Annotated in this window: 6 protein-coding genes, 1 tRNA gene and 1 pseudogene; all 8 read left to right on the plus strand. The window is 44.0% G+C overall.

Going from position 1 to position 5,397, the window contains the following annotated elements:
- Window positions 1–104 precede the first annotated feature (104 nt).
- The 8 genes and pseudogenes from KKI13_00005 to KKI13_00040 all read left to right on the plus strand — a co-directional run bounded on the left by KKI13_00005 (window position 105) and on the right by KKI13_00040 (window position 5,105).
- Window positions 105–602, plus strand: a complete 498-nt coding sequence (locus KKI13_00005) for a nucleotidyltransferase family protein (protein MBU4487439.1) — start codon at window positions 105–107, stop codon at window positions 600–602.
- The gene (locus KKI13_00010) at window positions 599–760 is read left to right on the plus strand and encodes a hypothetical protein (GenBank protein MBU4487440.1); all 162 of its coding nucleotides are present in this window, start codon (window positions 599–601) and stop codon (window positions 758–760) included. Before KKI13_00005 ends, KKI13_00010 begins: the two co-directional genes overlap by 4 nt.
- Before the next feature lie 11 nt (window positions 761–771).
- Window positions 772–856 (plus strand) — tRNA-Leu (locus KKI13_00015).
- Window positions 857–993: 137 nt separating this feature from the next.
- Window positions 994–2,069 (plus strand): annotated as a pseudogene (locus KKI13_00020) (IS3 family transposase).
- A 187-nt stretch (window positions 2,070–2,256) separates the two neighbouring features.
- On the plus strand, window positions 2,257–3,570 hold the full coding sequence (locus KKI13_00025) for an MFS transporter (GenBank protein ID MBU4487441.1): 1,314 nt from the start codon (window positions 2,257–2,259) through the stop codon (window positions 3,568–3,570).
- A gap of 126 nt (window positions 3,571–3,696) precedes the next feature.
- A complete protein-coding gene (gene greA, locus KKI13_00030; protein ID MBU4487442.1) occupies window positions 3,697–4,176 on the plus strand; it encodes a transcription elongation factor GreA in 480 nt (159 codons plus the stop codon).
- A gap of 114 nt (window positions 4,177–4,290) precedes the next feature.
- Window positions 4,291–4,680, plus strand: coding sequence for a PilZ domain-containing protein (locus tag KKI13_00035; GenBank protein MBU4487443.1), 390 nt, complete (start codon window positions 4,291–4,293; stop codon window positions 4,678–4,680).
- 5 nt (window positions 4,681–4,685) lie between these two features.
- Window positions 4,686–5,105, plus strand: a complete 420-nt coding sequence (locus KKI13_00040; GenBank protein ID MBU4487444.1) for a hypothetical protein — start codon at window positions 4,686–4,688, stop codon at window positions 5,103–5,105.
- Window positions 5,106–5,397 lie beyond the last annotated feature (292 nt).

Raw genomic sequence — 5,397 nt, forward strand, 5'->3', positions numbered from 1 at the left:
GGCCAAGATCGAGCGTAAGTTGTAGATGCGGGGCGCAGGCGGTGTTTTTATTCTTGCGCCTAGTAAAGGTGATGGTATAATATAGCAAAAAGAAAGCTAACAATATGTTTTTTTACGAGGAAATTTTAAGGGAGTTTCAGAAGCAAAAAGTAAAATATGTGCTCGTAGGCGGCATGGCATTTAACCTTTTGGGCGGGTTGCGCAACACAGCTGATATGGATATATTAGTTGCTATGACAGACAATAATCTAACCAAAGTAGTTAATATCCTTAAGAAAAAAGGATACAAAGTAAAACAACCCGTTGATCCCATAGGTATAGCGGATAAGAAGCTTAGGGAAGATTGGATAAAAAATAAACATATGAAGGCCTTCAATTTTTATAAGGAGGACGAATTTAAAGAAGTGGACATACTAATAGACTCCCCCGTTTCGTTCGAAAAAGCTAAAAAAACGGCCATATGTGTTAAGGGCGATAATATTATAGTGCCGGTGGTTTCTATAGATAATCTTATTAAGATGAAAACCGCATCGGGCCGCAATATAGATATGGTAGATGTTGAAGAATTGAAAAAAATAAAAAGATTGAGGGCGATGAAATGATTTTTAAATGGGAAACCGAGGAAGAGCGATTAAAAAGATTCATGGCTATACCGCCGGAAAAAAAGTTAGAATTGCTTAGAGAAATGCACGATTTTACAGTCAAATTCTCGTCCAAAAGGACTAATGCGATTAGGAAAAGATTAAGAGATACGCAGTAGGTATAATACGTGCGGGGATGGTGGAATTGGCAGACACGCAAGGTTGAGGACCTTGTGGGGCAACCCTTGGGGGTTCAAATCCCCCTTCCCGCACCATTCTACTTCGCACATATTAGTGTTTCGTAGTAGTGTGGCTTCGTAGGAATTATAGCGGAGTTGACCCTCCCCCCAAAAACTAGACAGTTTACAAGTTGAGTCTCCTGGTGTAAAGTATCATGGAAAGGGGGCTCACAATGGGGGCACGTAAGAGATTTACTGAGGAGCAGATAATAGGTGTTTTGAAGAGGCATGAGCAGGGTACCAAGGTATCGGACTTATTACGAGAGATGAATGTTTCTGACGCAACGATCTATAAATGGATATCGAAGTATGGCGGTATGGAGATATCAGATGCGAAGCGCCTGAGGGCGCTTGAGGATGAGAATAGGCGTTTAAAGCATATCGTGGCGGATCAGACGCTCGATATACAGGCGTTAAAGGCGCTCAATTCAAAAAACTTCCTAAGCCCAAAGTAAAACGGCAAGCAGTCGCTCGATTGCAAGGGCACTTTGGGCTGTCGACGTCAAGGTCGTGCAGGATCGTAGAGCTTAATCGGTCGAGTTGTTATTATAAGACCGTTAAGAAGGATAACGAGGCGGATGTCCTTAGGCGCATAAAAGAGCTCATTGATAAACATAAGAGCTGGGGCTATCCGATTATCCACGACGTGCTTCGGCGCGAGGGGCTCGTGAAGAACCCCAAGCGCACCTGGCGAATCTACAAAGAGAACGGCCTGACGCTAAAGTTGCGCAAGCGCCATAAGCGGGCGGCGATGCTTCGCTTGGAGCTCGCGGAGCCGACAAGGCCGAATGAGCGATGGGCAATGGACTTCGTGTCAGACGGCTTATGGAACGGTAGGAAGTTCAAGGCCTTGACAGTAATTGATATCTTTACCAAGGAGTGCCTTGCAATCGAAGTTGATACGTCGATTAACGGTGATCGTGTAACAAGAGTTCTTGATTGGCTTGTCCTTGCGAAGAGATGCCCGGAAGTGATTACGACTGATAATGGTCTTGAATTTGCAGGTATAGCTCTTGACCGGTGGGCATACAATAACAATGCACGTATTGACTTCATTAAACCCGGCAAGCCCATACAGAATGCGTTTATCGAGTCGTTTAACGGTCGATTGAGGCACGAGTGCCTTAATCAGCATTACTTCGTAACGCTCGGGGAAGCAAAAAAGATTATCGAAGACTGGAGAATGGAGTATAATACATTCAGGCCGCACGGATCATTAAACGGCCTAACACCGGAAGAATTCAGAAAGACCTGGAAAGAACAAAAACAACAACAAAAAACACCAGAATCTCAACTTACAGGCTGTACAGTGTAAGGGGTAAGGTCAGAGTTAGAATGAGTTCCTACGAAGCTCGAATACGAAAGTATTCGAGCGGAGTAGAACCACTAAATAAAAATAGGGACGATGGCAACTGTCCCTATTTTAATTAATGCCTATGAAAAAATCTTTTTTTAATAACATATTCCGGACCCTTGCATATAGAAATTTCCGTCTATTTTTTATAGGGCAGGGTATTTCTCTTATAGGGACCTGGATGCAGTATATCGCGATGGGCTGGCTTGTGTACCGACTTACTAATTCAGCGCTCATGCTGGGTGTAGTCGTATTTTCAAGCCAGATACCCACGTTTTTATTAAGCCCTTTTGCCGGCGTCTTCGCCGATAGATACGACCGCCGCAGCATACTTTTAATCACTCAGATACTGGCAATGATCCAGGCATTTATTCTGGCGTTTCTTACCCTTACTCACACAATAGCAGTTTGGCATATTATCGTTATGGGTATATTTCTCGGGGTAATAAATTCATTTGATATACCGGCTCGCCAGTCCTTTGTGATCGAAATGGTCGAGAGAAAAGAGGCGTTGGGAAATGCCATAGCGCTCAATTCTCTTATGTTCAATATGGCGCGGCTTGTGGGGCCTTCGATAGCAGGCGTAATTGTAGCGCTTGCCGGTGAGGGAGTCTGCTTTCTTTTAAATGGGATAACTTTTCTGGCGGTAATCGCATGCCTTATGGCTATGAAGATCAGCCCGAAGAAAAGAAAGGCAGTTTATAAAAATGTCATGCACGGCCTGAAGGAAGGTTTTAATTATACATTCGGCTCCACGCCCATAAAATTTATATTGATCCTTTTGGGGACCATGAGCCTTCTAGGCGCTTCCTATGTGGTACTTATGCCGGTCTTTGCAAGGGATGTCTTTCACGGCGGACCGGGAACCCTTGGCTTTCTTATGGCGGCCGTAGGCGTAGGGGCCCTTATCGGCACCTTATATCTTGCTTCGCGGCGCGGTGTATTGCGTTTAGGCAATATTATCCCGATCTCATCGGCTATATTCAGCGTAGGCATGATATTCTTTTCATTTTCGAATAATCTGTGGGTATCTCTGGCCATATTGGTGACGATCGGTTTCGGTTCTATGGTCCAAATGGCGACGAGCAACATCGTTTTGCAAACCATAGTGGACGATGATAAACGCGGCCGAGTCATGAGTTTTTATTCTATGGCTTTTATGGGCATGATGCCCTTAGGGAGCCTTATAGCGGGATATCTTGCCAATAATATAGGAGCGCCGAAGACGCTTATGATAAGCGGCCTGCTTTGCGCCCTTGCCTCGCTCTTATTTGCCGCCAAGATACCGCATTTGAAGAAAGTTGTGCACCCTATATACGAAAAGATAGGAATATCGCCTGAAGTAGCGTGGGGCATGAGCGCCGCCACAGGGCTCACGGTGCCTCCCGAAGATTAACTGACAGCGTTTGTAGATGAACCAATAGCGTAAAGAATGGTTGTACAGCCACACGGCGGGACATGTTGAACCCGATAGTTTTGCAGAAGCATCAACGTGTCCCGCGACAACAAGCAGGAGAATATTATGGAACGAGTCTACCTTACCCAGAAAAAGTATGAAGAATTGATGAAAGAATTGGAGCGGCTTAAAAAATTCGACAGGCGCGAAATAGCAAAAGAGATAGGAGTGGCGCGCGACAAAGGCGACATCAGTGAAAACGCCGAATATGATGCCGCAAAAGATAAACAGGGGCTTATCGAAAAACGGATAGCCGAGCTGGAGGACAAACTGAGCCGCGCCGCAACAGTAGAAAGCCTGAAAATCGATACTACAAAAATCAATATAAGCGCCAAAGTATATTTAGAGAACCTTAAAACCAAAGAAAAGATGGCGTATTATTTAGTGGGCCCGGATGAGTCAGATTTTTCCCAAAATAAGATATCCATCACATCGCCGGTAGGAAAAAGCTTGATAGGACGAAAAGCGGGAGAAACAGTGAAGATCCAAGTTCCCGCAGGTTTATTGGAATATAAAATTGTGAAATTTGAATACAGCGCAGAATAAAGTCTGTAGAGAAAATAGAAAGTTTGTTTTTCCCTATTTGTTTCACTTTTTTACTTGTCGTTTAGCGTTTTTGAGGGTATACTATAGATTGTCACTCAAAGCAAGGGGGTATTTATGGACGAAAATTACAGAAGCAATGAACGAAGAAAATTTTTAAGATGCAATTACGAAAAAGATTTTAGCTACAACACTGTAAATTTGTCTAAAGACAAGAGATTTATGTCGTCGCTTATCAATGCCATCGGCCGCAACCTTAGCGGTTCAGGCATGCTTTTCAGCACCACCGAGGTACCCACGTTATCAAGCCTTTTAGTGCTAAACCTTGATTACCGCACCGCGAGAGTCTGCGAAGAAATAGAAAAGAATGCCCTTATAATTAATAACCGCATTCTTGGCAAGGTAGTAAGGATAGAAGAGAGATCGAGCGGCGAATACGATGTTGGAATAGTTTTTGTAACGAAGTCGGACCGTCTCCCCAAAGATATCCAAAGCCTTATTAATTAATATTGGTGAAGATAAAAAAGATTGCGGCCGTAAATTTCAAAAGATACGGTTGGCTTATAGCCCATTCGCAAAAACATTCCAAAACTAAAAACTCAAACCTTTTCCGCATAGTCCTAAAAGAGAACCGGCGCTGCGGCTGGAGAATAGCGTATCTCATCCTCAGAGATAAATCCATAACCAGGCTTGAAAAGCATCCGGGTTCATTTGAAAGCTTCGAGCCGGTCCGCGGCAAGAGCCTCATCTATCTTGCAGGCAGCAAAAACCCACAAAAAATAGAGTGTTTTTATTTAAATAGGCCTATCGTACTGAAAAAAGGCATTTGGCATGGTGTAGTAACGCTCGGCACTGAAAGCGAGATCAAGATAACCGAGAATGCCGAAGTAAAATGCGTTTTTTGGCCCCTTCATTTTCCTTTACCCCGTTAGAAGTAAGGCACCGAAGGCGACTGCCGCACCTGTTGGTGCGGACTTCTAACGGGGTGTAATCGCAATATAATAATGTCCGCTTTCAGCAAAGTTAAAATGTCCTATCCCAAAGTTGCTATAATAGCCTCTTCCAAAGGAGGCCCTTATGGCAGGAAAGGACACAGTCACCATGAGTCAAGAGGAGTTGAGGCGGATAAGCATAATCCACAAGGCGCTCGATAGACGAGTAACGCAAATAGAGGCAGCCAGTATTCTGTCTCTAAGCGACAGGCAGATAAGAAGGATAATAAAA

The organism is Candidatus Omnitrophota bacterium (assembly GCA_018894435.1).
Lineage (GTDB): Bacteria > Omnitrophota > Gorgyraeia > JAHIPI01 > JAHIPI01 > JAHIPI01.